Raw genomic sequence first — 25115 nt, 5'->3', positions numbered from 1 at the left:
AGTATCATGAATCATAATCCGCTGAAAAAGCTGGTGGAATTACAGAAGCAGGGCAAAAGCGTTGGCATTTATTCGGTTTGCAGTGCAAATGGCTATGTGATCGAAGCTGCGCTCAAACGCGGTTTGTCGGATGGCTCCTGTGTACTGATCGAGAGTACGGCCAACCAATGCGACCAGAATGGCGGCTACACGGGCATGAAGCCGATGGATTTCAAGCAGTTCGTGCTGGACATTGCAGAGCAGGTCGGCTTTGATACGAGCCGCCTGTTCCTGGGCGGTGACCATTTGGGGCCGCTCACCTTTGCCGGCAAGCCCGAGGCGCAGGCTATGGCCGACGCGGAGGAGCTGATCCGCCACTATGTGGGTGCGGGCTTTACCAAGATACACATCGACACCAGCATGAAGGTCGCGGACGACGACCCGCACATCCGCCTGAGCGATGAAGTGATCGCCCGCCGCGGCGCGCGCTTGGCGCGCGTGGCCGAGGAAACCTACCGCAAGCTGCTCGAGAGCGACCCCACCGCCATCGCGCCGGTATATATCGTCGGCAGCGAGGTGCCGATTCCGGGCGGAGCGGTTGGCGCGGCCGATGAGGGCGTGCAGGTCACCCGCGTGGAGGATTTTAAGAACACCGTGGCGGCCTTTGAAAGTGCTTTCCGCAAGGAGGGACTGGACGCTGCGTGGGACAATGTGATCGCAGTCGTCGTCCAGCCCGGCGTGGAGGAAAAGGACAGCGGCTGCACCGAGTACGACCGCGCAAAGGCGAGGGAGCTGATGGCGTCGATCAAGGCTTTCCCCAATCTGGTGTTTGAGGGACACTCGACCGACTACCAGACCAAGCTCAAGCTGCGTGAGCTAGTCGAGGATGGCGTGGGCATTTTGAAGGTCGGCCCGGCGCTCACCTTTGCCATGCGTGAGGGTATGTTTGCGCTGGCGCATATCGAGCAGGAGCTGCTGTGCGGCACGGATATTGAGCCGAGCCGCTTTATCGAAACGCTGGATGAGGCCATGCTGGCCGAGGATAAGCATTGGCGCAAGCATTATCAGGGTACGGAGAGCGAGCTGCGGCTCAAGCGCAAGTATTCCTTCTCCGACCGCTGCCGGTATTACATGCCCACACCTGTGGTCGAGGCGGCGAAAGAGCGTCTGATCGGTAATCTGCGCCGGTTGGGCATACCGCTCAATCTGCTCAGCCAGTTCATGCCAATTCAATACACCAAAGTGCGTGAGGGCGCGTTGGAGAACGACCCGGTCGCACTGGTGGAGGATCGTATCACCAACACGATTGACGAATACCTGTACGCAACGCATCAGAAAGAGCTGATGTGAATTTCTGATGGGCAAATACCGTCTGCGTCACGGCGCGGCAAACCGGCAGGGCTTAGGGTTTCTGACGAATCCCTAAGCCCTGTTTTGTGGTTTTTGTATGTGTGGAGCACGGATTCCCAGCGCGCGGATTGCAGTTTTTCCCATAGATAGACGAGGCTTTACCACGGCTTTTGGGATCAACGGCTGCATTTGCGCGACCTTTTCCTATAAATAAGGCTCAATCAAAGAGCGCTGAAGTTTGTAAAAGTATACTTTTGCAAAGCCTCATAGGGATAGATAAAAAGCCATTTATGACTTGAAAAAGTTTGGATTATGTGATATCCTTAAAAAAATGTCAAAAAGAGCGCTGAAGTTTGCAAAAGTATACTTTTCAAATTCCGTCAAGACGCGGCATGAATTGTCGTGCGTGGAGCAAAGGGGAGACAGAGCATGAACGGAAAAACGTTCTATTATGCCTGCGTGCCGATGGGCAAGCAAAGTGAACAAGTCGATGCGTTTCTTCGGTTGGGCGCGCGGGATTCGGAAATTTTCATTGATCTGTCCACCGGCAAGCAAAAAGGCCGCAATCATCTGCGCATGCTCAAGCGTGTTGCCTTGCGCGAGGGAGATACGCTGGTCATTCCATCTCTCACCAGTTTGAGCGACAGCAAGCAAGGCGTGCGTGACGAGCTGGCGTGGCTGCGCGACAGTCGTATCAAGTCCAAGGTTATGGAGCTTCCCGTCACGATGCAGGAGCTTCCTGGTGAGGACGCGCGCACGGCGGCGCTCATCAATGAAATGCTGCTCGAGATGTATGATATCACGGTGCTCAAAGAGGTCGAATTTCGCGCCCGCCGCCAGAAAGAGGGCATTCAAACCGCGCGGGAGCAAGGTGTGCAGTTTGGCCGTCGGCCGATGGTGCGCGCACCGCGGTTCTATGAGCTGAAAAAGGAATGGGAGCACGGCGCGATCTCCATGCGGGAGGCGGCAAGGCAACTGGGCGTGACGCACCGCACATTTCATAACTGGGTGCGAGAGGAAAAAGCGCATCAGTCACAGGATTGAGTTAGGATGGAAGTACGGTGTTATTTTCGATCATTGTTCCAGTATACAATGTGGAGCACTGCTTGGGAAAGTGCGTTGACAGTCTGCTGCCGCTGCTCGGCGAGGACTGCGAACTGGTATTTGTAATCGGTGCTTCGACCGACCGGAGTAATGAGATAGTATATAACTATGCGCATCAGAATCAGGCCGCATCCGTCGTGCTGCAAGGCGGCACAGGGCTGTCAAACGCCCGCAACTGCGGCGTACAAAGCAGCAGCGGGGCGTTCCTGCTCTATATCGACAGCGATGATATGGTTGATACGGCAAGCTTGGCGATGCTGATGGAGCATATCCGCAGCGAGCCCGCTCAGGCGGACGTATATATGTCCGACTATGTGCAGTTATTTCCCTCTGGGGAAAGGAGAGCCGTATGCCAGGTAGACGATACGCCGATGGATGCCGGTTTGTCTGCGCTGCCCGCGGTACTCAGAGAGAAAAAATGCTTCTGGAATGTGTGGCGCTATGTGTATCGCCGCTCTTTTTTGGAGAAGAACCATATTTGCTTTTTGGAAAACAGGACAAGCGAAGACATTGACTATACGACAAGGGTGTTCATCGAGCGGCCGCGTATCGTATTCTGGCACAAGCCGTACTATATTTACCGCATGGGACGAGCTAACTCGCTGATGAATGTGGTAAGTCTGAAGCGGGTGCAGGATGTAACCGCTGTTATCGAAAGCAGCATCGCTTTGCTGGACAAACACGAGGGATTTCCATATGCGGCATTGCTACAGGAGCAATTTCGTTTTGAATATCTGCTGAACATCGCGCTGATTGGCGAGGTCGGGCAGCAGGAGCGCTCGGCTGCGCTCGATGCGTTCCGGCGGTGGAAAGCGGTCTTACAGCCGGCGCGGTATATCATTACAAAGGTCTTTTATCGTTTGATGTGCATTTTTGGTTTACCGATCGGCGCTTCCGTTTTGCTGCTCGCAAAAAGGGTGAAACGCAAAGTCATCCGTCGGTAATCAGTGGGTTTTAGGGGTCATAGATCGAGGAGGATTCGGTGTGATTATTACAAAAACGCCCTTTCGCGTCAGTTTTGCTGGCGGCGGGAGCGATATGGCAAAGTTCTATGAGAAGTACGGCGGCTGTGTGCTGAGCACCTCCATCAACAAATATTGCTATCTGTCCATCCACCCTTATTTTGATGCGCGCTCCACGCTGCTCAAGTATTCTGAAAACGAATTGGTAACCGATATCGCGCAGATCAAGCACCGTATCTTCAACTGTGTGCTCAATGCATATGGCGTCAGCGGTGTGGAGATCAGTTCTACGGCAGATGTGCCGGGCGGCACAGGGCTGGGCTCGTCAAGTACTTTCACGGTCGGGCTGCTGAACACGATCGCCTGCTATCAGGGTAAGTTTATGTCCAAGGGAAGACTGGCGGAACAGGCTTGTCAGGTAGAGATTGAAAAGCTGGGAAGCCCGATCGGCAAGCAGGATCAATACGCGGCTGCGTTTGGCGGGCTGAATTTTATCCGCTTTAATCAGGACGGCTCGGTTTCGGTCGAGCCGATCGTTATGCAGCCGGGTACATACAAAGAACTTGAACGACATCTGGTGATGTACTACACAGGCAGCACACGTTCGGCAAACAGCATTCTGAAGGAGCAGAAAAAGAATATTGATGACGCGGCAAAGATTGAAAATCTTAAACAGATGTGCAGGCTGGCTGAGGAGATGAAGGTGGCGCTCGAGCAAAACGACTTGTCTTCCTTTGGCGTGCTGCTCAACGATGGCTGGCAACTCAAGCGCACGCTGGCCTCCGGTATCTCCAATCCGGAGATCGACCAAGCCTATGAGACCGCGATGAAAAACGGTGCGTTGGGCGGTAAGCTGCTCGGGGCGGGCGGCGGCGGCTTTTTGCTGTTTTTCTGTGCGCCGGAAAAGCAGGAGCAGCTGCGCATCGCGCTTGGCTTGCGCCGCTTTGATTTTTCGTTTGAGCGGGATGGTGCGTCGGTCGTTTACATAGGGGACAAGTACTGGGGATAAGGAGAGCGAGAATATGAAAGTGTTAGTGGCAGGAGGAGCGGGCTTCATCGGCAGTCATCTGATGGATGCACTGCTGCAGGAGGGCCATGAGGTCGTCTGCGTGGACAACTTTTTCATTGGGACAAAACAGAATATTGCGCACTTGGCAAATGAGCCGCGGTTTACCTTTTACGAGCAGGATATCTGCGAGCCGGACACATTGGACGATATATTTGCGAGGGAAAAGGTGGAATATGTGTTCCATCTGGCGGCCAACTCCGATATTCAGGCCAGTGCAAGCGATCCCTCGATCGAATACCGCAACACCTATACAACGACCTTTCGGCTGCTCGAATGTATGCGGCGGCATCAGGTCAAAAAGTTGTTTTTTGCGTCGACCTCGGCGGTATACGGCGAAAAAATGGGAAGTGAGGTTGCGGAGGATACCACACCGCTTGAGCCGATCTCATATTACGGCGCGGCCAAGCTCGGCTCGGAGGCGCTGATTTCGGCCTTCAGCTACATGAACGACCTGAGCGTGCTGATCTTCCGCTTTCCGAATGTGATCGGTCCGCGGCTGACGCACGGCGTGATCTTTGATTTTGTCAAGAGGCTGAAGGATGACCCCTCTCATCTGCGCATTTTGGGCGATGGAATGCAATCCAAGCCCTATATGCATGTGCATGATTTGGTAAACGGCATCATGCAGTGCAAGGATGTGCCGCAGGGCGTTACGCTTTATAACATCGGCGTGGAAACGCAGACCTCGGTCACCCGGATTGCCGAAATCGTCTGCGAAAAGATGGGCTTGTCCGGCATTCCGTTTTCATATACCGGCGGACGCGGAGGCTGGAAGGGCGACGTGCCGGTATTTGCCTATGACTTGCGTAAAATTCACCAAGCAGGCTGGTCGGCTGCCTATACCTCGGATGAGGCGGTTGCGCACACCGTCGAGCAGGTAATTTGACATGCAGGCGGTGATTATGGCAGGCGGAAAGGGCACTCGTCTTTTGGCACTGACCAAGGATGAGATACCCAAGCCTATGACACCAGTGTGCGGCAAGCCGATCCTCGCGTGGCAGGTCGAGCAGCTAAAAGTCAACGGCATCACGGATATCGTGATGATTATCGGGCATCTGGGTCATAAAATACAGGATTTCTTCGGCGATGGTAGAGCCATGGGGCTGCGCATCCGCTATATTGAGGAAACTTCGCCGCTTGGAACGGCGGGAGCGTTCTACTATCTCCGACCGATGCTGGCGGGGGAGACGTTCCTGCTGGTGTTTGGTGATGTTTTGTTTGACGTTGATCTTGCGCGCATGATGCGTTTTCATGCAGAGAAAAAGGCAAAGGCGACGCTTTTCGTGCATCCGAACACCCATCCGTTTGATTCGGATTTGGTCGTTATGGATGAGGAGGACAAGATCCTTGCGTTTGACTCCAAAAACAATAGCCGGAATTACTGGTATGACAATTGCGTCAATGCAGGGCTGTATCTGTTCGATGCCGCGGTTTGTGGACATGTTTCTGAGCCGGTCAAAACTGATTTGGAAAAGGATTTGCTTTCGGGCATGATACAGAGCGGGCAAGCAGTGTATGCGTACCGCTCGCCCGAGTATATCAAGGATGTCGGCACAGTCGAGCGGATAAAAGTCGCAGAGCGGGAGCTGGCGAGCGGGTATATCGCGGCGCGTAACCTGAGACGGCCGCAAAGGGCGATTTTTCTGGATCGTGATGGTACGATCAACAAAAAGAACGGTCTGATCGCCAAGGAGGAGCAGTTTGAGCTGGAGGGCTGCGCAGCAGAGGCCATCCGAAGAATCAACGCATCGGGCTATCTGGCAATCGTCATCACCAATCAGCCGGTTGTGGCGCGGGGGATGTGCGGTATCACAGACGTCGAGCGTATTCACAACAAGATGAAAACGCTCCTTGGGCGCGAGGGTGTATTTTTGGATGAGGTTTGTTTCTGCCCGCATCATCCTGACAAGGGGTATCCGGAGGAGAACCCACAGTATAAGATATCCTGCCATTGTCGCAAGCCGGATATTGGTATGATCGAAGACTGCGCGGCGCGTCTGCATATTGACTTGTCTCAAAGCTGGATGGTTGGCGATACGACTGTGGATATCCGCACCGGCAAAAACGCGGGCACACATACTGCGCTGGTGCTGACAGGGGATGCCGGCACAGACGAAAAATATAACGACGTTCCCGATATGGTCTGTGCGGATCTGCTGGAAGCCGTCAAGAAAATCATAGGAGGATGACATCATGGATTTTAAGCAGGATATCAAAGATTATCTCGCGTGTGAGATTGAAACGCTGCAAAAGCTGGATATCAACGCGATCGACGCGGCGCTTAATCTGCTGCTTGAAGCGTACTATAATCGCAAATGGGTGTACATATTCGGCAATGGTGGAAGCTCGTCCACGGCTTCTCATTTTGAAAATGACTTTAACAAGGGCGTTTCTGAGCCGCTCAAAACCAAGTTTCGCTTCCGCTGCTTGAACGACAATGTAGCGACGCTGATGGCGGTGGCTAACGACATCGGCTTTGAGGAGGTTTTCCGCTATCAGCTGACCGACCGCATTGAGCCGGGTGATCTGGTCATTGCGATTTCGGGCAGCGGCAATTCTCGGAATATCATCAATGCGGTAGAGTATGCCAAGTCCTGCGGCAACCAAATCATCGGTATCACCGGTTATGACGGTGGCAAGCTCAAACAGTTGTGCGATATCTCGCTGCACGCACCGGTGAACAGTATGCAGGTCACCGAGGACGTGCATATGATTTTCGATCACCTGATGATGAGCATGTTTTATAAGCATCTTTGCGGGATGAGTCATTTAGCATTGAAAGCATAAGACGGGTATTAGAAATGTCTCCGTATATATCAGTCTTGCTGCCTGTGTATAATGGTGGAAAAACTTTAAAAAATGCAATTATGAGCATTCAAAATCAGACATTTACAGACTGGGAATTACTGATTTTGAATGAGTTTGGATCAGATGATGGCTCAGCAGAGATTGCCTCTGCATTTTCGGAGTCCGATAGACGTATTAAATTACTTCAAAATACTGAGCAACTTGGCTTGGCAAAGACGCTGAATCATGGAATTCGTGTAGCCAAGGGACAGCTAATTGCACGAATTGATGCGGATGATATCGCATATCCAAAAAGATTTAAAAAACAAATAGATTTTTTACAAAAAAATCCATCAGTTGGCATATGTGGTACGTGGCAGAAACATGTTAGCAGCACGGGATGTTGGATACATAAAACACCAAGAGATCATGAAACATTGGCGATTAGTTTAATGTTTTCATGTGAAATGTGTCACTCGACGATTATGATGCGCAAGAGCGTATTACTGAAAAACGATTTGTTCTATGATTCAGAATACGAGGCGGAAGATTTTGAACTTTGGAGTAGGGCTATCAGTGTGACATATTTGTCAAATATACCTGAGGTACTTGGTGAATATAGCTATGGCAATAATATTTCTGATAAAAAAATGATGCTGTTGAAGAAAGAGCATGGGAAAATTTGTGCAAAAACAATGAATAGAACATTAGATGTAGATTTTGACCAAAAGCAGCAGGAACTGCTCAATGCATGGGAAAATATCTTTTTGTCAGAAGTTAATCACAGAAATCGAAAAGGTAAGCTATTGACATTCAAAAAAATGTTAATGGATTTAGATGATGCAAATCAGCGCATAAAGATGTTCGACAGCTATAAATTTAGGGGAGTATTGAGGGCGCGCTGGGCGTGGGCTAACTGGAATATTCGTATCGAGCCTAGGCGGATAGCAACAATTGATGGGGTATTTTCGCCGATTCATTTCCACAAATTGATTCGATTAAATCAGATGCTAAAAACCGTACATTCACCTAAAATGCTGTTAAAAAAAATAATGGAAAGATTAGCGCGGTGAAAAAATGAAGAAAAATGCAGTAATGCTTGCAGATACAAGGCCAGCTTTGGTAGGCACTGTATTATTACAACTGAAAAAAACAAATCCTGGCTTATTTGATGAGGCTATTATATATTACATTGATCCAATTCAAGAATCTGATCGAGAGTTAATGTGTTCTATTATCCCATGTAAATTTGTTCATTATGATCCGCCGATACCAGATTATTTATTTGAAAAACCTCGTTTTAAGCGTTTTTCAGCATTAATGTTTTGCCGATATGAAATGTTCGCATATTTGGATGAGTTTGAGACGGTGACATGGTTGGACACTGATATTCTTATTCAAAAGAATTTGTCAGAAATGATAGAAATTGCAAAGAAAACAGGTGCTGCATTTATTCGAGAGGATCCTATCAATAAAACCGCTGAGAGAACGGATTATATGCGTACTTGTTTTTCTCGCAGTGTGCCGGGGTTTCAAATGGATGCATATCTCTATTGTTCAGGAACGATTGTACTTTCTCAAAAAATTTTGATTAGTCAAAAACTCAATGGTGCAATGTGTACAAGTTGGTGCTATCAAAAGACTGTTCAATGGGCCAATATTTTAGAATTGCCTGATCAGGGTGTCCTAAATGCTGCTATTCAACATTTCTCTATAAAAATTGGATTATTAAAAGGGAAAGAATATTGTTGTTATCCATCCTTAGGGCGTGATTGCTCAGATGCAATGATCATTCATGCATGGGGGAGTAATAAGTTTTGGAATGATTGGTATGCTTATGTTAACTTTCCTGCATGGAAATCATATTATGAAAAATGGATGGATATGGGCGGGAGCTCTCTTGGTTTTGTGATTCGACCGGCGATCTCAATCATTATCCCTTCTTATAAACCGGATCTGACAATGTTTAAGCAGTGCTTAGACAGTCTGATGGCTCAGTGTCGGGATAGTTGGGAGCGATATTCGGATTTTGAAATTATCATTGTGGCTGAGCCATTTGAACAAACAGATCTTAAGGCGATGGTGGAATCTTATCATGATGATCGGATACATTTAGAGTTCAATCCCACAAGATTGGGGATTGCATCTAGCTTGAATCGAGGTATGCGCCTTGCAACAGGCCGATATATCGCCAGAATGGATGATGATGATATTTGTCACGAAGCCAGATTATTTTTGCAAGCAAAGTATTTGGACGAAAATCCGGAAGTAACTCTTTGTACTAGCGATTTTGAATATTTTGGCGATATGAACGAGTGGAGGCTATCTTTTGAAGGCAACATGAGCTTTGCGTGGTCGATTTTCACCTGCCCCTTTGACCATCCAACGATTATGTTTAGAAAAGACTTCTTTTTAGAGAATGAATTATTCTATGACGAACAGCGTGGGTACGTTGAAGACTGGGAGCTTTGGAGACGTGCTTTTCGAAAAGGAATGAATGTGGGCTGTATTCATAAGGTTTTATTTTATCATCGATGGATTAATAATATCAGTGCAGGACAGAGTAATAAAACAGTAGTCATGATGCGCGAGCTAGTGCAAAAAAACTTTGCTGAGCTTGGTGTGATAATTCCTGCAGAGCATCTATGGATGGTCGGGCCTTGGAATGGAAGACTACTCAATACAGAAGATATTGAAAGGATACAAGGGTATTTTCAAGAGGCTTTAAAAAACAACGAAGAGCTGAAGATATATGATCAAGATTGCCTTGATATGGCATTTCAGTTGCGGTTAAGCGAGGCACAGATAGGTACTTTGCCAGGACTGAGCAGAAAAATTCAGCGAGAAGAACAGAAGGAAAATAATAGGGAATTCATGGCGGAAGTAACAAATAAAAAGAGGAAACGTTTGTTCGCATTGATTATTAAGCGGTTTTTGAAACCACTGTATAGACCTTTCCGTCACCGTTATGAGGATCGAATTATCAATATTCAGGACGCTGTATGGAGGGTGGAAGGGCATGTACTGAACTGCATTACAAAGCTGGATCAGATTATTTCAGAACAAAATCGGCAACTTGAAAGTCTGGCCCAAAGGACAGAAGAAATTATTGAGGAAAATGCGAAGATTCAGTATCAGCTCTTGATACAAGAACGCAAACGGCAACAAGATTGTGAGTTCATTCGAAAAATTATCTATGATGCTACCGAAAATGCGAGTCAAGCATTGTCAGCCAGTATGTGCACGGAGGCGGAGAATACTCGTCAGAAATTGTCTGCGAAGATATATACAGAGGCGGAGAATACCCGTCAGGAATTGTCTGCAAAGATGTCTGAGCAGTTAGATTATAATGGGCAGGAATTGGCCGCTAAAGCTTATGAATCACAGGAACAACTGCGGGAAGAAGTTCACCGGCATATTGATTTTACATATCGTGATGTCATGGTTGCGTTGGAGCGTCAGAAAGCATATCTACCCACAGTCAATATTCGTTTGATAACAGAGCATCCTATTGCTTGTAAAAGTTTGGATCATCTTTATCCCCGTGGAACGATCCGTGATAACACCCGCTATCCGCGTTTTGTTGAGAAGTGTGAGGAAATTTTGCACGCAAAAGAAAATCTATCTTTTCTGGATCTTGGCTGCTCTGGTGGCGGCATGGTGTTGGAGGCTGCTCTGCGTGGGCATATCTCCATGGGGCTGGAAGGGAGCGATTGCTCAAAAAAAGAGCAGCGTGCAGAGTGGCGTCTTTTAGGGGATCGGCTTTTAACCTGCGATATCACAAAGCCTTTCCGGTTGGTGAATGAAAAAGAGGAGATACATCTATTTAATATCATTACGGCATGGGAGGTGTTGGAGCATATTGCACAAGAGGATATACCGCAGCTATTGAAAAATATTCTAGCTCATCTGGCAGCAAACGGTTTGTTTGTGGCATCCATTGCAAACTGGGCAGATATCGATCCGGTTAGCGGTGTTAACTGGCATGTGACATGCCATCCATACGATTGGTGGAAGCGGCAGTTTGAGCGGGCGGGCTTTGTTGTTTGTTCTGAGTTATTTGCTCCCATCGACCTGGCTCGTGGCGGCTATAATCCACCGCATTGTTATGAAATGCCCTACCCAGAACTTGATGTCAGTCGTACATTCCATATAGTGGCTCGAAAGAGATAAGCAAAGGAGACGGATGTTGAGCATTGTTCAGAAGCTGAAAAAGAACCAGTTCCTGTTTCAACAGCTGGTTCATCGAGACTTTACAAAGAAATACAAGCGTACCGTTTTGGGAATTGCGTGGAGTGTTCTCTCGCCGTTACTCTCTTTGTTTGTAATGAATTTGGTGTTTTCTACCTTGCTCGGCTCGGAGATCGAGCACTACACGATCTATCTGTTTTCCGGACAGCTAATCTTTTCGTTCTTCAGCGATTCGACCAATCAGGGGATGACATCTCTGCTGAACAATGCGGAGATATTCACCAAGGTGAATGTGCCGAAATATATGTTCTTGTTTTCACAGAATGTTTCATCTTTGATCAACTTCGGCATAACGCTGTTAGTTTACTTTGTTTTTGTGTTGGCGGACGGCATTGTCCCAACATGGAAATTTCTTTTGCTGATTTATCCTGTCGTTTGTCTGGTTGTTTTCAACCTAGGCATGGGGCTTATCTTGTCGGCTCTGTACATGTTTTTTAGGGATATTCAATATCTATATAGTATTTTTACGCTTTTACTAATGTACATGTCCGCGATTTTTTACAGCATTGAAGCATTCCCGCAGATCGGGCAGAATCTCTTTTTGCTCAATCCAGTCTATGTCTACATTCGCTATTTTCGAAAAATCGTGATCGACAATACGATACCGACAGTGCAGTTTCATTTGGTGGCAATTGGATACGCACTGATAGCATTTGGCATTGGGGCGTGGATTTACAAAAAGAAAAACCATAGTTTTTTATATTATGTGTAAGAGGTCTGATGATGGCAACAGTGTTGAAAGCTGAGGATGTGTCCATTCGCTATATTACCGGTGACTTTAAGGATATCGGCATTAAGGAGTATGTGACGCGGAGACTGACGGGCAACTACCATGTGAAAGAGTTTATGGCAGTAGACGGTGTTTCTTTTACATTGGAAGAGGGGGATATGCTGGGCATCATTGGCGCGAATGGTGCGGGCAAGTCTACATTGCTCAAGGCAGTCGCTGGTATCATGGAGCCAACGCGCGGAAAAATTATAGCAAATGGCGAAGTTGCAGCCCTGCTTGAGTTAGGCAGTGGGTTTGACGGGGATTTGACAGTCAGGGAAAACGCCTATCTGCGCGGCGCCATGTTGGGCTACACAAAAGAGTTTATGGACGACACTTACGATCAGATTATCGACTTTGCTGAACTGAGGGAGTTTGAGGACAGGCCCTTTAAGCAGCTTTCCTCGGGCATGAAGAGCCGCCTGGCATTTTCTATTGCCTCTTTAGTCAAGCCGGACATTCTGATTTTAGATGAAGTTCTGTCGGTAGGGGACGGTGCCTTTCAAGAGAAAAGTGCCAGCAAAATGCGGGAAATTATCTCGCAAGGCGCTACCACCATCCTAGTGTCTCATTCGCTTGAGCAGATTCGCAGTCTTTGCAATAAAGTGCTTTGGCTGGATCATGGAAAGCAGGTAGCCTTTGGTGATACGAAGGAGATCTGTGATCAGTATGAGAGGTTTTTACAGGGGGAGGCATTGCCTAAGGAAGAGGAGGAATATACCATCAAGAATGCTCCAATGCAGCCGAGAAGACATGCAATTGTGGATGAGACCAAGAACGCAATGAGTTATCAGATTAAAAGATATCTGATGGGAATAGGCATCTTGACATATGTTGCATTGATGTGTCTATCAGCGATCGTGGCTTGTATGTCCATGCGCATTTTAAGCAGTGCTGTAGGAGACACGGTTGGTATTGTGGCAGAATTAGAAGCGGGAAAAGAGGTCATTTTTCGGGGCGCAATAATCGATGGCGACTGGTATAATCCAGACACGTTGTATCAGTCAGGGGATTGGGAAAAGGATGTGACGAGGCATGTTCTGAAAGCTCGCAGCGATGACCTGTTACAGCTACATATACCAACAGCGAAGCAAGCATACTTGGTATTTAATGTTGGCCCCAACCAAGGAAAAGCAGAAGTTACAGTGGGAAATGAATCCGTTGTATGGGATTTTTATCAAGAGGCAGATGTTGAGACTGGCATAAGCTTTTTGCTGCCACAGTCGGATGCACAATTGATCATGGTGAAAGTGATCTCGTTTATCGTAGGAATCTTGGTATTTGTGCTGCTGATATACGCGGCTGTTGTATTCCAAAAACGAACCAATCGTATAAATTGGAAGTTGGTTGAGAAAGTATATTTGGTGGCATTACTGCCGGTGTCATTTTTGTTTTTGCTATTCCTATCGCTTTCCAGTACACCTCGCATATCGGAGGAAGCCTGTTTTTGGGGGTATGATGCTGCGATATTTAATTTTATAGGGAAGGCGTGGGGCAGTGGGATTACACCATATCTGGGGACGTTTGAGAACAAGGGTCCGCTGATTTTTTGGATTTATATGATGGGCGATAAGATAAGTCCTCAATGGGGTGTTTTTGCCATACAGGTATTCGCGCTTTATATTTCATTGGTATTCAGCTATAAGATTGGCCGGATATTGACAGATGTGCCAAAGGGAATATTGGCCTCATTGGCTACACTGGCTTTCTTTGCGGGAGTCATGGACGAGGGTGCTTTGACTGAAGATTTTAATGTACCACTTTTGATGATCAGCGCTTATCTCATCATTCGATATTTGCAAGGGGTCAAGGATAAGGTTGGGCACCCGTATAAAATGGCATTTGTTCATGGCTTAACAATTGGCGTATCGCTTTTGCTGCGTATCACCAATTGCATAGCGCTGTGCGGCTTTCTTGCTTGTATTGGTGCATATTTGCTAATCAAAAAGAAATATAGAAATTTTTGGAGGAATATTGGAGCGGGTATTGCAGGATTTTGTGTAATAGTCCTTCCGTTTGTTGTATTTTTTGCGGCGAAAGGAGCGCTGTATGACTTTGCATATGGAACCATACTGTTTAATTTAGATTATGCAGGAGAAGCCGTCTCACACAGTTTGGATGAGTGGAAGACCATCTTCACATATTTGATTCCGGTTTTGCTATGCATATTTTTGGCGTTAGAGCAAAATCCGCTTACTCGAAATACAATTTTGATGGGTGCAGCGCCATCAATAATAATGATGGCGCGAAGCTACCTGTATCCGCATTACTATATTGTGCTATTACCGTTTGTACCGATTGGTGTTGGATGGCTATTACAAAAGCAAGATATTAAACTAGGTGAATCCAATCGATACACCATTTCGTATGCTGCTGCTGTAACAATTGTATGTATCGTGCTATTTGGAAGGTGTGGGAGAACTGCTATTGCCAAATATGGATGGATTAACAGTCTTCATACCAGCAACGCACCAAGTCAATATGCAGAGGCTATAAAGGCACAGAGCGATTTGATTCCAATATCGGATAGAGATAGAGTAGTTGGATATAATGTTCGAGCTGATTGGTATCTGATATCAAAAATCTATCCGTGTTTCAGGCATGGGATAGACCATGATTATCGTAATAGTATATCTGAAAAGGTGCGGGTTGAAACCGTGGACTTTTTTGAATCGCTAACTGCAGAATGGATTGTTGTTCAAGGGAATATCGAAGCTCCTGAGGTAAGTAAAGTGATAAGTGAAGCTTATCATTCCGTTGACTCGAAATATATTCAGGCGGGAGATTACCAGATAACACTTTACAAAAAAAATGATAATTGAGATTCAATGGTATCAAGGGGGGCAATTTTGATTCTAATAGGGTTAAAATTAAGTGCTGTAACAGTCATAGGCTTGTTTTGGTACTGTATTTTTTGGAAAGCAAAGAGCTTTATAAGAGGAAAAGAGGTGCTATGTATCGCACTGATTGCAGTAGTTGTGGCATTCTCTGTATCTGAAGCCCTTCCGAGACTAAAGGATGAGATATCATTGCGGGCGTTGGGCGAGAGAAACGGGGAGGCTCAAGCAGAAGAAATCATTTTGTCTGGCTTTATGATTGACGGCGAGAAGATTCCGGTGCCCAAGTCATTAGCTGGAGAGTGGTTTTGGTCAGGCAATTATTATGTCTGGCGTGCTAAAAATGACTCCCGGCAGCCACAGGGAATAACAGAGCATGTTAAATTTGCAATTCCCGTGGGAAGAAATCGCACTGTAAATTTTATAAGTGACATTTGGAGTGGGAAGGTTGAGATTATTTGCAATAATGAATCCGTAATAGTCGATACTTATGCAAAAGGATATCAGGAAACGGCAATAGAGCTGGCTCCAAGCAGAAGTACGAAATTGCTATTGAATATGGCTTGGGATATTTCTGGTTTTGTGGGAATCTGGTTTGTGGCAATGTTCATAGGGATATGGATATGTAAAAATTTTATGCATTCCGGGAAGTATAATGTAAAGAGTAAAATGTTGTATGGGAGTTTTGCGATAGCAATTTTTGTACTGATGTTCCATTATTCAGAGATGACATCGCTATGGTGTGACGAATTAGGTCAAATCGGCTGGTCCAACGGCTCAATTAAGGAAGCAATACACTATTGTTTGAATATGAATGATGCAACACCGCCGTTATTTGCAATTTGTGCAGCATTTTGGTACAGGGTTGTGCCCTATGGAGAGAAATGGCTGTTATTATTAACGGTTATCCCCACGGTAGCTTCCATTTATTTGATTGGTTTGGCTGGGGAGAAAATACATGGAAGATATTGCGGCGTACTGGCTTGTATATTTATGGCTTTCTCATATCCAGTATGGGTCAATGCAGCGTATGAATTTCGCTCGTATGCATTTGTTTTGTTCTTTACCACACTATCTTTTTATTTTTTTATCAGTAGAAATAAAGCACTTTTGGAGGGCAGTAAAAGGAAATATGCAGTTGCCTTTAGCTTGGCTTTGATTGGCATGATAATGAGCCATTATTTTGGTTTTCTTGTATGCGGAGCATTTTTTTTGGCTGATTGTTATTTGACTATGAGGGATAAGGTTAAAAAGAAATTTTTTTGCTATTTGCCAGTCGCTTTTGTGGGTATGGGGTGGCTGACAGCAGTATTTCTTCAAACTCTATTAAGTAGGCCATTATCGGCGATAGCAAATTGGTATCCGGTTCCGGGTTTTTCGCAGGTCAAAGAGCTGCTGCTCTTTTTGTCAGGTTCTTCTGATCTATACTATAAGGTATCCATATTTTCAATCGGCGCTGCGCTTATTAGCGTGTTTAAAACTAGGTGCAGGTGTCATCATATTCTATTCTATCATCTGTTTTCCGTTTTTGTACCCATATTTGTAATAGGGACTGTGGCTATCTATGGTAACTTTCATACGAGTTCGACAATGTGGGAACACAGATATTTTCTGTTACTATTACCATTTTTGTGCATGTCGGCGGCGATATGTGTTGCAATAGCGAGCGGATATTTGAGCGAATTAATGAAAAAACATACTATGGTAACAAAAGCTATTTGTATGTTTTTTGCATTGACATTATCACTGGACTGTTTGGATATCGTATCATCTTCACGCTCCTGGCAGCCATATCGTGAAGCAGCAGAATGGCTTTATTCACAAAGCAATTACATATTTAACGCTAACACATTGGTGATGGTTTCTCCGGCTTCATCAATTCTCATGGAAGGATGGAATGATTACTATATTACGCATAAGGGAGAGAGAGCTTCTGTTGGCAATATAGGTTCGTCAGACCAGATGACAGCCGAGGATATTCTCGCGCATGAAAGGATATATTTACAGTATTCTCAATCTGCAGCAGAACCTTGGGTTGAGCAAATTCTAAACGAGCATTATGTGGTTGAAGCAGATATGTCGAGTATCCAGATGCGTATATATGTTCGGGTGTAAAAGGAGTTATAATGAAAAGGGAAATTGTTAAACTATTTTATGCATTCATATGGTTTGTTGGTATATGTTTGCTCATAGCAATCGGTGTTGCATTGCTTTTGCGCACGCCGCTCCTAGCGTCGCAAAAAGCATTCCTCTATCGGCTATTATTATTGACAGCACTTTGTTGTATGTTGCTGCTTGCTTTGGATGCAGTTGTGTTTTTAAAACGAGAAAGTGTAGGAGGTATCAATTTTTCCAGCAGCGTGCTGTGTATTGGGTTGGCGACCCTTTTTATGAGCCTATTTTTTTCATTAGGACCTATGACGATTGAGCGCTCGTATACTGTGTTCTCCTTAGCGGATATGGCAGAGCATCCGACAGTCGTTTATTCCCCGGAAGAAATCAAAAACCGCTTTATTGAGGGATATATCGAAGGCGCGCAGGAAAGCCAGAAACGGATTGATGAGCAGGTCTACATAGGCAATATGGAGGAGACGGACGGCGGCTATCAGATCACTGAAAAAGGTGTGAGACTGATAAAGCTTATGCGCTTTGTCGAAAGCATTTTCCCTGTCCCGGATGAAAACAGTATTTATCCAAACGGAAAGTAAGATGAGATATGAAAAAAATCAGTGTAACGATCCCCTGCTGGTCGGAGGAAAAGAGTGTCCGCCAGATGTACGACCGGCTGACCAAGATCTTCATAGAGAAGCTGCCGCAGTACGACTATGAGATCATCTATGTGGACGATTATTCGCCGGACAACACCCGTGTGGAGATCCGGAAGCTGTGCGCAGCGGACAAGCATGTCAAAGCCGTGTTTAACGCGCGAAATTTTGGTTTTTCCCGTAATGTGTTTGCAGCGCTGCGTTATGGAACAGGAGATGCAACGTTTATGCTCTTCGGCGATCTGCAAGACCCGCCCGAGCTGCTGCCGCAGATGGTTGCAGAGTGGGAGAAGGGCAAGAAGGTCATCATCGGTCAGCGGACAAAGGGTCATGAGAATGCTCTGATGTACTCAATGCGGAAGCTTTATTACTGGCTGATGGAGAAATTAGCGGACTCCAGACAACTGGAGCACTTCAACGGCTTTGGCCTTTATGATAAAAGCTTTGTTGATGTGCTGAAAGAACTGGATGACCCCGCGCCTTATCTCAAGGGAATCGTATCGGAGTTGGCCATTGAGATGAGCATTATCCCCTATGAGCAGGCGGAGAGCCTGCGGGGGAAGTCCGGCGCCAATTTTCTGAAAAATTATGATTTGGCTATGCTCGGTATCACGTCCTATACCAAGATTTTAATGCGTCTGGCAACATTTGTGGGTGCCGGTCTCGGTATAGTAAGCGCATTGTTTGCTGTCTTTGTCCTTATCAGCAAGCTGCTCAACTGGAACAGCTATCCTTACGGCACTGCTACAATCATCATCGGTGTGTTCTTTATCGGCGCGGTGCAGCTCTTTTTTACCGGCATACTTGGCGAGTACATATTGAGTATCAACACCCGCTCTATGCGCAGGCCGCTCGTCGTGGTAGGGGAAAAGCTGAATTTTGAGGAAGAAGATCGAGAAAAGGAAGCATAACAAATGAGCAACACCTTACTTTCCATTGCAGAAAGCTGGGGCAGGATAGACGGCGTGCATACACTTGACGAGCTGCTCGATTGGATTGACAGACGTAACCAAACGATTCATGTGGAAATACATAAAGTCGCGCTGGAGGACAGCGGCTTCTGGTTTTACGATAAAACAGAGGGCTGTATCCGTAACCGGAACCGGAGCTTTTTTCAGATCACCGGTTTCGTGCAGCGGCACGGTGAAACGGTGCAGGCACAGCCTATCATCCTTCAATCGGAGATCGGTTATCTGGGCATTCTTTGCCGGGAAATCGGTGGCGTGATGCACTTTCTGATGCAGGCCAAGATCGAGCCGGGAAACGTCAACAAGATTCAGCTATCGCCTACTATCCAAGCTACCAAAAGCAACTTTACGCAAAAGCATGGTGGTGCAAAACCGCCGTATCTTGCGTATTTTGAAAACGCTGCGGCGCACGAGATTGTGGTTGACCAGATACAGTCCGAGCAGTCCTCCCGCTTTTATAAAAAGCGCAACCGCAACATTATTGTTCGGACAGAAGAGGATGTGGAGGTGTTGCCGTCACACCGCTGGATGACACTGGGGCAGATAAAGTGCCTGATGCGGTATGATAATCTGGTCAATATGGACACTCGCACCGTGCTTTCCTGCATTCCGTTCTGCAAGCTGCCGCTCTCCCGTAGCGCACTACTGCAGCTGGCTGAATGCTTTGCGGACAAGCCGCTATTCCGCTCGGTATTCATGGCATCGGGGGACAATCCATTGCCCCGACTATATCACTATATGAACAACTACAAAATGTTTGCGGAAGCAGACAGAAAATTGCTGCCACTGCATGAACTGTCCAACTGGGAGATGCGGGACGGCGAGCTGGTTTGCAAGCGGCCGTACCCGTTCAAAGTGGTATTCTGCGATATCGCCATCGAAGGACGGGAAGTAAAGCACTGGACGCAGCCGCTGTTCGAGGCGACTGGTATGGCGACCTTCGGGCTGCTTTGCTGTGAGGTGGACGGCGTGCTGAAATTCGTGGTCAGGGCGACGCCTGAGGTGGGTTGCTTTGACGGCGTGGAGCTGGGGCCCACCGTGCAGCACGAGGCGGTCGAGCGCGCACCGCACGAGGATGCGGTCGAGCGCTTTTTTGCGGAACGGTTGGCTGACGGGAGAGGTGTGGTGTATGACCATCTGCTGTCTGAAGAGGGCGGGCGGTTTTACCATGAGCAAAACCGCAATGTTTTGATTCGTGTCGTGGCGGAAGAACTGCCGCCCTTGCCAGAGGACTGCTTTCTACTGGATTACCGAACGCTTAACAATTTGATGCAGGTCAATAATACGTTGAACATTCAGCTGCGCAACCTGCTTTCGCTCTTGGAGGCTTAAAGATGAAAATCGGAATTTTGGGCACGGCGGATATCGCGTTTCGCCGATTTTTGCCCGCACTGAAAAAATGCACGGCATTTACATACGCTGGAGTCGCTTCACGGATGCCGGAAAAAGTCAAGCCCTTTGTGGAGGCCTTCGGCGGACAAGCCTATGATGGCTATGACGCGCTGTTGGCAGACACGAGTATTGACGCGGTCTATGTGCCGCTGCCACCGGCGCTGCACTATGAGTGGGGCAAAAAGGTACTGCTTGCGGGCAAGCACCTGCTGATGGAAAAACCGTTTACGACCGATTTGGAACAAACGGAAAAGTTGCTGCGCCTTGCGGAGGAAAAGAGTCTAACGGTGCATGAAAACTACATGTTCTTGTATCACAGCCAGTTAGCCCATATCAAAAAGCTGATCGCTGACGGCGAGTTGGGTGATATTCGCCTCTATCGTATGGCATTTGGATTTCCCAAGCGTGCGCAAGGCGATTTTCGCTACAATAAGGCGCTTGGCGGCGGCGCGCTGCTCGATTGCGGTGGTTATCCGGTACGGCTGGCGCTTGAGCTGTTAGGGGAGACGGCGCGGGTGACGCAGGCGAAATTGACGCAGCCGAACGGCTATGAGGTGGATCTGTTTGGCTGCGCGGTGTTGGAAAATGCGGATGGCCTGTGCGCACAAGTGTCCTTTGGCATGGATAACGCTTATCAGTGCCAGCTGGAGGTCTGGGGCAGCAAAGCGACGTTGATCGCGCCCCGTATTTTCACGGCGGGAGACGGTTTTGCGCCCGAACTGATTTTGCGCTCCTCGGCGGATGAGCATGTATTGAAGCTACCGGCAGACGACCAATTTCTGCATTCGATCGAGCATTTTTATGGACTGCTGCAAGATTGTGCAGACATAAAAGGACACAATGACAGGATAAGAGCGGAAAGCAGTTTGACAACACAAATAAAAGTGGAGGGCAATTAAAATGATCGTAGAAGAATTGGGATTGTCCGGTGTCAAGTTAATTGTACCAACCTATTTTGATGATAATCGCGGATATAGCACAGAAGCATACAATGACCAAACCTTAAAGGAATACGGCATTGATGCAAGATTTGTTGTGGATTATGAGTGCTGCAATCTGTGTGTTGGAACGATTCGGGGCATCCATTTCCAAAACAATCCGCATCCTCAGATAAAGCTTGTGCGTGTGCTGCAAGGCGAGGTACTGGATTTTGTTATTGACTTGCGCAAGGACTCACCGACATATAAAAAATGGATTAGTCAAGTTCTGTCTGCAGAAAACAGAAAGCAGCTGTATTTGCCAAGCGGCTTCGGACATGCTTATGTGACAAGGCAGCCGAACACCGTGGTGCTATATAAATTTGATGACTACTATGACCGGGAATTGGTCAAAGCCATACGATGGAATGATCCGGATATTGGCATCGAATGGGGGATTACAGATCCAATACTATCTCTCTCTGATGAAAAAGCGCCGTGGCTGCGCGACAGCGATGTTAATTTTACAGTGGAGGATAATTCCAAATGAAAACAGCGGTAGTAACAGGTGCGACAGGGTTTATTGGAAAGGCCTTTACGAAATATTTGCTGTTACAAGGGTATCAGGTCATAGCCGTCGTACGCAAATCTTCAAGACTAAAGGATATTGCACAGGAGAGGCTATTTTGTGTAGAAGCAGACTTTGACGATTATGATGATCTGCATCAACACATTAAAGAGGCCAATATTTTTTATCATTTTGCTTGGTCGGGCGCATATGGGTTGGATACAGCAAACTTTGAGATACAATTAAAGAATACGATGGCAACCTGCAAAGCATTAGTGCAGGCCGCCAAGATAGGCTGCAAAAAGTTTGTTTTAGCTGGTACGGTTGCAGAGCTTGAGGTGCTGGAGCATATAGATCACAATGTTTGCGCGCCGAGAGGAACTTGTATTTATGCTGCGGCAAAATTGAATGCAGAGATGATGTGCAAGACTCTAGCGATGGAGCATTCGATCGAATTTAATGCAGGATTATTCGCTAACATTATTGGGCCGGGTGATTACTCGCACCGCTCAACAAATAGCATTTTGAATATGTTTATTCATAATGTAAAACCCAAGCTTGTTAAGGGCGATGGTCTGAATGACTGGCTGTACATTAATGATGCTGTGCGCCTGATTGAAGCGATGGGCGAGCATGGAAGAAATATGAAAACATACTATATTGGGCATATCAATTTATGGCCTCTCCGAAAAATCATTGAAAAGGCACGAGATACGGTAGCTCCCAATATGCAGCTGACCTTTGGAGAATATCCGGATGCTTTTTTGACAGATTATCGTTATATTTCAACAAAAGAGCTGTTTGAAGATACAGGCTGCAAGGCGGAATATGATTTTGCACAGGCGGTGCGGGAAACGGCAGAATGGGTCAAGCAGTTGGACTGGGGGATATAACGGTGACAGATGTAGTAATCGTGGGCAGCGGCTTTTCCGGCAGTATCCTGGCTCGGAAGCTCGCGGAGGAATTGGACAGGCCGGTCACGGTAGTGGAAAAGCGCGCCCACGTTGGCGGCAACATGTATGATGAAACGGACGAGCGGGGCATTCTCATCCAGCGCTACGGCCCGCATTTTCTGAATACCGATAAATATTTTATTATCGAGTTTTTGGAGCAGTACGGTGCGCTCTTTCCTCACACGACCAAGCTGCTCAGCTGCATTGACGGCAAGTATGTGCGCCTGCCGTTCAACTTTTTGACCGTGCAGCAGCTGCTCGGTGCAAAGGCAGCAGAGCCGCTGCTGGCAAAGCTGCGCGCGGCCTTTGCGGGGCGCGACCGTGTGCCGATTTTGGAACTCGTCGATCATGCGGATCGGGATATCAGCGCGTATGGAACGCTGTTGTTTGAAAAGGCCTACCGTACTTACACATCCAAAATGTGGGGGCTTCAGCCGGAGCAGATAGACAAATACGTTGTTGAGCGTGTTCCCATGGCGATGAGCTATGACGAGCGGTATCTAAACAAGGATTTTCAGTATCTGCCGGTGCAAGGTTTTACCAAACTGTTTGAAACGATGCTCGACCACCCCAATATCACCGTTCAGACCAATACCGATGCCTTGGAGCATCTGTCCTTGGACGCCGGCAGCCGCCGTATCAGCTATGATGGCGAGCCGGTCGAATGCCTGATCTACACAGGCGCGATCGACGAGCTGTTTGGACGCAAATACGGTGCGCTGCCATACCGCTCGCTGGACATCCGGTATCAGTATGATGCGCAGGACAGCGTGCTTCCCAGCGAGATCGTGTCTTATCCTCAGGCGGACGGGTATACCCGGCAAACCGAATACCGAAAGCTCATGGCTGACGACAGCGCCGTGCGTGGTTCGGTGGTCGCCACGGAATATCCGCTCACCTACGACCCGGCGGCAGCAGTAGGCAATACGCCGTATTACCCGGTGGTGACCGAGGAGAGCAGCGCCCGCTACCAGCGCTATCTCGAGGAGGCCGGGCAGTATGATAATCTGTTCCTATGCGGCCGGCTGGCGGAGTTTAAGTATTACAACATGGACATCTGCATTGAGCACGCACTTGAATATTACAAAAACGTCAAGCGTTTCTTGGAGCGCTCCACATGAAAAAACAGAGAGTGGAGCAGTTGTGGGAGACCATTGCATATCTGATCTGCGGCGTGCTGACGGTTGTGGTGAATGTTGCCACCTATAAGCTGCTGCGGCTGCGGTTGAATAAGCTGCCAGCCAATACCACTGCGTTTTTTGTTGCGGTTCTGTTTGCGTATTGGACAAACAGCACGTTTGTCTTCCGAGCGCGGCGAACATGGAAAAACTTTTTACAATTTATGGAAATGCGCATTGGTACGCTGGTTATCGATAATGGTGGTATGTATCTGCTGCTGCTCTGGGGAGTCGACGAGATGCTGGCCAAGTGTGTCGTCAATGGCATCATTATCGTCATCAATTATCTGGCCAGCAAGTTGGTGATCTTTCGAAAAAGCAAGGGGGAGGAAAAGATATGAAGGGCATCATCTTAGCCGGCGGCTCGGGTACGCGGCTGTACCCGTTGACCACGGGTGTATCCAAGCAAGCGCTCCCGATTTACGACAAGCCGATGATTTATTATCCGTTGTCCACACTTATGCTGGCGGGCATCCGCGATATTTTAATTATTTCCACGCCACGTGACGTACCTGTTTTTCAGGAGATACTGCAGGACGGCGCGCAGTTTGGGCTGCGCATCTCTTACGCGGTGCAGGAGCGGCCGAACGGCCTTGCGGAAGCGTTTCTGATCGGAGAGGACTTTATCGGAGACGACGCGGTGGCGCTCGTGCTGGGGGATAACATCTTTTACGGCGCGGCGTTTTCCGCCTTGCTAGCGGACGCGGCGCAGATAGAGCAAGGCGCGGTGGTGTTCGGCTATCCGGTGAGCGACCCAACGAGCTTTGGCGTGGTGGAATTTGACCCGAGCGGTAAGGTGCTCTCGATCGAGGAAAAACCTACGCACCCGAAATCCCATTACGCAGTACCCGGCCTGTATTTTTATGACAATCAGGTTGTGGAGATTGCAAGGCAGGTCAAGCCGTCCGCCCGCGGCGAGCTTGAGATTACGGCGGTGAATAACGCATATCTGGCGCGCGGTGCACTGAAGGTCAAGCTGTTCCCGCGCGGCATGGCGTGGTTGGACACGGGTACATACGACGGATTGCTTGAGGCTGCGCGCTTTGTATCCATCATTCAAAAGCGTCAGGGTCTGTATATCTCCTGCATCGAGGAGATCGCCTACCGCTGCCGGTATATCGACCGGGAGCAGCTGCTTGCACTGGCTGAGCCGATGAGAAAGACCGAATACGGACAATATCTGCTGATGATCGCGGAGGACAAGCTGTGAAAAATATTCTTGTGACCGGTGGTGCCGGTTTTATTGGATCGAATTTTATCCAGTAT

20 protein-coding genes and 1 pseudogene are annotated in these 25115 nt (G+C 47.6%); all 21 read left to right on the top strand.

The window, feature by feature from the left end; genetic code table 11:
* The first annotated feature begins 3 nt into the window (after positions 1-3).
* The 21 genes and pseudogenes from MR935_RS04330 (at position 4) to rfbA (ending at position 25059) form a co-directional block, all read left to right on the top strand.
* Positions 4-1329: a class II D-tagatose-bisphosphate aldolase, non-catalytic subunit gene (locus MR935_RS04330; protein WP_442863008.1), complete on the top strand. Its 1326-nt coding sequence runs from the start codon at positions 4-6 to the stop codon at positions 1327-1329.
* 429 nt (positions 1330-1758) lie between these two features.
* On the top strand, positions 1759-2373 hold the full coding sequence (locus tag MR935_RS04325; RefSeq protein WP_290571376.1) for a recombinase family protein: 615 nt from the start codon (positions 1759-1761) through the stop codon (positions 2371-2373).
* Positions 2374-2390: 17 nt separating this feature from the next.
* Entirely contained in the window at positions 2391-3377 is a 987-nt protein-coding gene (locus MR935_RS04320; protein ID WP_290571374.1) for a glycosyltransferase family 2 protein, read from the top strand.
* Between the two features lie 40 nt (positions 3378-3417).
* Positions 3418-4404 carry a GHMP family kinase ATP-binding protein gene (locus tag MR935_RS04315; RefSeq protein WP_290571372.1) on the top strand — a complete coding sequence of 329 codons (987 nt, stop codon included), beginning with the start codon at positions 3418-3420 and terminating at the stop codon, positions 4402-4404.
* 13 nt (positions 4405-4417) lie between these two features.
* Positions 4418-5350, top strand: coding sequence for an NAD-dependent epimerase/dehydratase family protein (locus MR935_RS04310; protein ID WP_290571370.1), 933 nt, complete (start codon positions 4418-4420; stop codon positions 5348-5350).
* Positions 5351-5366: 16 nt separating this feature from the next.
* The gene (locus MR935_RS04305; protein WP_290571368.1) at positions 5367-6653 is read left to right on the top strand and encodes an HAD-IIIA family hydrolase; all 1287 of its coding nucleotides are present in this window, start codon (positions 5367-5369) and stop codon (positions 6651-6653) included.
* Between the two features lie 4 nt (positions 6654-6657).
* The gene (locus MR935_RS04300) at positions 6658-7251 is read left to right on the top strand and encodes a D-sedoheptulose-7-phosphate isomerase (RefSeq protein ID WP_290571366.1); all 594 of its coding nucleotides are present in this window, start codon (positions 6658-6660) and stop codon (positions 7249-7251) included.
* Between the two features lie 14 nt (positions 7252-7265).
* Positions 7266-8324 (top strand): glycosyltransferase family 2 protein, encoded by a 1059-nt coding sequence (locus MR935_RS04295; RefSeq protein WP_290571364.1) that lies wholly within the window; start codon positions 7266-7268, stop codon positions 8322-8324.
* Between the two features lie 4 nt (positions 8325-8328).
* Positions 8329-11424 carry a glycosyltransferase gene (locus MR935_RS04290; RefSeq protein ID WP_290571363.1) on the top strand — a complete coding sequence of 1032 codons (3096 nt, stop codon included), beginning with the start codon at positions 8329-8331 and terminating at the stop codon, positions 11422-11424.
* Positions 11425-11440: 16 nt separating this feature from the next.
* The gene (locus tag MR935_RS04285) at positions 11441-12214 is read left to right on the top strand and encodes an ABC transporter permease (protein ID WP_442863007.1); all 774 of its coding nucleotides are present in this window, start codon (positions 11441-11443) and stop codon (positions 12212-12214) included.
* An 8-nt stretch (positions 12215-12222) separates the two neighbouring features.
* Positions 12223-12957 (top strand): annotated as a pseudogene (locus MR935_RS04280) (ABC transporter ATP-binding protein); the annotation flags it as partial.
* A 2163-nt stretch (positions 12958-15120) separates the two neighbouring features.
* Positions 15121-17223, top strand: a complete 2103-nt coding sequence (locus tag MR935_RS04270) for a hypothetical protein (RefSeq protein ID WP_290571360.1) — start codon at positions 15121-15123, stop codon at positions 17221-17223.
* An 11-nt stretch (positions 17224-17234) separates the two neighbouring features.
* Positions 17235-17816, top strand: coding sequence for a hypothetical protein (locus MR935_RS04265; protein ID WP_290571358.1), 582 nt, complete (start codon positions 17235-17237; stop codon positions 17814-17816).
* Positions 17817-17824: 8 nt separating this feature from the next.
* A complete protein-coding gene (locus MR935_RS04260; protein WP_290571356.1) occupies positions 17825-18784 on the top strand; it encodes a glycosyltransferase family 2 protein in 960 nt (319 codons plus the stop codon).
* A 3-nt stretch (positions 18785-18787) separates the two neighbouring features.
* Entirely contained in the window at positions 18788-20173 is a 1386-nt protein-coding gene (locus MR935_RS04255) for an NDP-hexose 2,3-dehydratase family protein (protein WP_290571354.1), read from the top strand.
* A gap of 2 nt (positions 20174-20175) precedes the next feature.
* Positions 20176-21132, top strand: a complete 957-nt coding sequence (locus MR935_RS04250; RefSeq protein ID WP_290571351.1) for a Gfo/Idh/MocA family protein — start codon at positions 20176-20178, stop codon at positions 21130-21132.
* Between the two features lies 1 nt (position 21133).
* Complete coding sequence (rfbC, locus tag MR935_RS04245) at positions 21134-21700, top strand: dTDP-4-dehydrorhamnose 3,5-epimerase (RefSeq protein WP_290571350.1); 567 nt, start codon at positions 21134-21136, stop codon at positions 21698-21700.
* The gene (locus MR935_RS04240) at positions 21697-22611 is read left to right on the top strand and encodes an NAD-dependent epimerase/dehydratase family protein (RefSeq protein ID WP_290571348.1); all 915 of its coding nucleotides are present in this window, start codon (positions 21697-21699) and stop codon (positions 22609-22611) included. Before rfbC ends, MR935_RS04240 begins: the two co-directional genes overlap by 4 nt.
* Positions 22612-22613: 2 nt before the next feature.
* Positions 22614-23792 (top strand): UDP-galactopyranose mutase, encoded by a 1179-nt coding sequence (gene glf / locus MR935_RS04235; RefSeq protein ID WP_290571346.1) that lies wholly within the window; start codon positions 22614-22616, stop codon positions 23790-23792.
* Positions 23789-24190, top strand: a complete 402-nt coding sequence (locus tag MR935_RS04230; protein WP_290571345.1) for a GtrA family protein — start codon at positions 23789-23791, stop codon at positions 24188-24190. The genes glf and MR935_RS04230 overlap by 4 nt, the downstream gene beginning before the upstream one ends.
* Positions 24187-25059: a glucose-1-phosphate thymidylyltransferase RfbA gene (rfbA, locus tag MR935_RS04225; protein WP_290571344.1), complete on the top strand. Its 873-nt coding sequence runs from the start codon at positions 24187-24189 to the stop codon at positions 25057-25059. Before MR935_RS04230 ends, rfbA begins: the two co-directional genes overlap by 4 nt.
* Positions 25060-25115: the final 56 nt, after the last annotated feature.

This window comes from Agathobaculum sp. (genome assembly GCF_022775115.1).
In the GTDB taxonomy this organism is placed as follows: Bacteria; Bacillota; Clostridia; order Oscillospirales; family Butyricicoccaceae; genus Agathobaculum.
The sequence above is the reverse complement of the archived record's forward strand: the minus strand, read 5'-3'. Positions and strand labels throughout refer to the sequence as shown.